This window comes from Mesorhizobium sp. BHbdii (assembly GCF_053848045.1).
Window position 1 is genome coordinate 1 of record NZ_JBSPKX010000211.1, and the last position, 447, is coordinate 447.

The window sequence follows — 447 nt, forward strand, 5'->3', positions numbered from 1 at the left end:
ACGCGCAAGCGCGGTTTCGAATACTATGGTGTCGCCGATCATTCGCAGTCCGCTCACTACGCAGGCGGCCTTTCGTTGCAGGAGATTGCTGAACAGCACCGCGAAGCTGACCGGCTGAACAAGGCTTACAATGGAAGATTTCGCATACTGAAGGGCATCGAAGCGGACATCCTGGCGGATGGCTCGCTCGATTACCCGAATGATATCTTGGAGCAGTTCGATTTCGTCGTCGCCAGCGTGCACAGCCGCTTCAAGTTGCCCAAGAAGGAACAGACGGAACGTATCATTGAGGCGATCGGAAATCCTCGGACGACAATCATCGGGCACATGACTGGTCGCCAGCTGTTGCGCCGGCCCGGTTATGATCTCGACGTCGACAAAGTCCTCAAAGCGTGTGCGAAACACGGCGTCGCTGTCGAAATCAACGCACATCCTTGGCGACTCGAC

Annotated in this window: 1 pseudogene; it reads left to right on the top strand. The window is 56.2% G+C overall.

The features are described 5' to 3' along the window. Positions 1-447, top strand: a pseudogene (locus ACWTU8_RS32680) (DNA polymerase/3'-5' exonuclease PolX); the annotation flags it as partial.